Below are 2,313 nucleotides of genomic sequence, written 5' to 3' on the forward strand. Positions count from 1 at the left end.
CCGGCGGGCAGGGCCGTGAACACGCCGATCAGCCGCCGGGTCACGCTCGGCGCGAGCATCGCCTCACCCGCCGCCACCACCCGGACGGCCTGCGCGAACTCCTCGGCCGGGCTGTTCTTCAGCAGGAACCCCGAGGCACCGGCGCGCAGCGCGGAGTGCACGTACTCGTCCAGGTCGAAGGTGGTGAGGACGAGCACGCGGGGCGGCGGACCGGCATCGGGCGGCCACCCGGCGAGGATGCGGCGGGTGGCCTCCACGCCGTTCACGCCGGGCATCCGGACATCCATGACCACCACGTCGGGGCGGAGCCGGAGCGCCTCCCGCACCGCCTGCTCCCCGTCGGCGGCCTCGCCGGCGACGGCCAGGTCCGCGCGGCGGTCGAGGACGGCGCGGAGCGCGGCCCGCACCATCTCCTGGTCGTCCACGAGCAGCACGCTGACCGTCATCGCCCCTCCTCCAGCGGGAACACCGCGGCGACCCGCCACCCGCCGTCCGGGACGGGGCCGGTCTCCAGGACGCCGCCGAACGCCGCGACCCGTTCGCGCATGCCGACCAGACCGCGTCCCGAGCCGGGCACCGGACGGTGGTCCTCGCCCGGCGGCCCGTTCGCGACCTCGACGCGCAGCGCGGACGCGTCGCACGCGACGACGACGCGGATCCGGGTACGGCCCGCGTGCTTCAGCACGTTCGTGACCGCCTCGCGGACGACCCGGTACGCCGACGCCTGCAGCGCCGCCGGGAGGCCGCCCGCCCGGTCGTCCACCGCGGTCGAGACCCGGCAGCCCGCCGCCTCGGCGGCCTGGACGAGCCGGTCGAGATGCGCGAGCGACGGTTCGGCGGCCTCGCCGTCGCCGGCGACCGCGAGCAGCCCGAGGATGCGGCGCATCTCGGCGAGCGCGGTGTCGGCGGTCTCGGCGATGCGGGTGACGCCGCGCAGGCCGGGGCCGGGGTCGCCCGCGAGGGCGTCCTCGGTCGAGCGGGCCTGGACGGCGATCGCGCTCACGTGGTGGGCGACGACGTCGTGCAGCTCGCCCGCGATCCGGGCCCGTTCGGCGACGACGGCCTGCCGCGCGTTGGCCTCCCGTTCGGCGCGCAGCCGCTCGTTGAGGTCGCGCAGCCGGAGGGCGTCGGCCTCGATCCGGCGGCGGCCGCAGCCGAGCAGGGCCGCGACGGCGAAGTACACGGCGAACGCGGTGGCGGAGTCGGGGTTGAGCGAGTCGGGGCGCGGCGGCTCGGCCCGTCCGGTGAGGAGTTCGACAGCCGTCGCGGCGACCAGGGACAGCGCGGTCGCGGTCAGGGCGCCGCGGAGCGGACGGAACCGGGCGACCGCGTACACGCCGAAGACGAGGAAGTAGGGGCCGGGGGTCTTGCCGGGCACCGGGTCCAGCGTCTCGAACAGCGCGAACAGGCCGGTCATGGCCGTCAGGGCGGTCCGCGGGAACCGCCGCCGCCACAGCAGCGGGACGGTCTGCGCCGCCCACAGCAGCACGCCCGCCGGGCTGGGCGCAGGGTTCCGGCCGAGCAGCGCCGCCGCGTCGAGCAGGCTGAGGCCGCCGCCGAGCGCGGCGTCGGCCAGCCAGGGACGCCCGGCGAGCCGCAGTCGTGTGCCGCGCAGGACGGCCAGGGCTTCGGTGCTCATCGCCGCCACCCTAGGACGCGCTGATCTGCGGCACATCGTCCGCGCGGCGCATCGAAGGTTGCGCCGGGACCGTGCGATTTCGCCGTCCGGGAGGACGCGCCGTGAGGGTGCACCTACCTAGCGTCGAGGCCATGAAGAGAACCGCTCTCCTCGCCGCCGGGACCGCGCTGATGGCGCTCGCCGTCGGCGGCCGCTGGGACATCGCGCTCGCCGCCTGGATCTTCCCCGTCCTGCTGCTGCGCTTCGCCCGGACGGGCCGGGCCTGGACGGCCGCCGCCGGAATCTGGGCCGCCAACGTCGCCGCCGCCCTGTTCTGGACCTGGGAGTCCGCGCTCGGGTCGGGGCCGGTCATCATCGCGGGCTCGGCGGCCATCGGCGCGCTGCGGACCGTCCCGTACGTCCTGGACCGCTGGCTGCTCCGCAGGCTGCCGACGTGGCCCGCGCTGCTGGTGTTCCCCGCCGCCGTCGCCGGGACCGAGTTCCTGCTGACGCTGGTCACGCCGTTCGGGACGGCGTTCGGCGTGCTCGCCGTGACCCAGTACGGCGAGCTGCCGCTGCTGCAGGTCGTCGCGGTCACCGGGTCGTACGGGATCGGGTTCCTGATCGCCTGGTTCGCCGGGGTCGCGAACCTCGCCTGGGCCGACCGGACGCGCGGCCCGCCGCGTCCGGTCGGC

Annotated in this window: 2 protein-coding genes and 1 pseudogene; 1 reads left to right on the forward strand and 2 read right to left on the reverse strand. The window is 76.6% G+C overall.

Annotated elements, in window-relative coordinates; genetic code table 11:
- Positions 1–446: response regulator (locus AB0J52_RS36860; protein ID WP_500187543.1), on the reverse strand; the 446-nt coding region annotated here is incomplete at its 3' end.
- On the reverse strand, positions 443–1,639 hold the full coding sequence (locus AB0J52_RS36865; protein ID WP_500187544.1) for a sensor histidine kinase: 1,197 nt from the start codon (positions 1,637–1,639) through the stop codon (positions 443–445). The genes AB0J52_RS36865 and AB0J52_RS36860, both read right to left, overlap by 4 nt.
- A 131-nt stretch (positions 1,640–1,770) precedes the next feature.
- Between AB0J52_RS36865 and AB0J52_RS36870 the strand changes: the two are divergent.
- Positions 1,771–2,313, forward strand: a pseudogene (locus AB0J52_RS36870) (apolipoprotein N-acyltransferase); the annotation flags it as partial.

The sequence above is a fragment of the Spirillospora sp. NPDC049652 genome (assembly GCF_040675125.1).
In the GTDB taxonomy this organism is placed as follows: Bacteria; Actinomycetota; Actinomycetes; order Streptosporangiales; family Streptosporangiaceae; genus Spirillospora.